The organism is Olsenella profusa, from assembly GCF_016900315.1.
GTDB lineage: Bacteria > Actinomycetota > Coriobacteriia > Coriobacteriales > Atopobiaceae > Thermophilibacter > Thermophilibacter profusus_A.
The window spans coordinates 1-450 of sequence record NZ_JACSNQ010000049.1 but is presented as its reverse complement, the minus strand read 5'-3'; the positions used below and the strand labels follow the sequence as shown (position 1 = coordinate 450).

General features: G+C 43.8%; 1 protein-coding gene. It reads left to right on the top strand.

Annotated elements, in window-relative coordinates:
• Positions 1–450 (top strand): TonB-dependent receptor plug domain-containing protein (locus H9X80_RS08970; protein ID WP_204793999.1); only part of this gene is annotated, 450 nt, incomplete at both ends.

Here is a 450-nt window from a genome sequence, read left to right as displayed (position 1 = left end):
ACATTGGTCGTTTCTTTTGTAGGTTATTCAACCCAGGACGTGACGATTACTAAACAGACAGGTATTCGTGTTGTATTGAAGGAAGATACGGAAGTACTTGATGAAGTGGTAGTAGTAGGTTACGGTACAGCTCGTAAAGGTGATTTAACAGGTGCCTTGACAACGATGAAACCCGATGCTAACGATGCAGCGAAGGCAACTTCACTTGATAATCTTTTGTCAGGTAAGGTTGCTGGATTGGTAGTTAGTTCTACTTCTGCCATGGCAGGTTCTGCTTCTTCTATCACGATTCGTGGTGCCAGCTCTTTGCGTGGTGATAACCAGCCTTTGTATGTGATTGATAATGTACCGCAGGCTTCTGCAGGCGAATTTGCTTCTTCTGGTATCAGTGGTGACTTCCAGATTAACCAAGACCCTTTGGCTTCATTGAATCCTGCAGATATTGAAGAT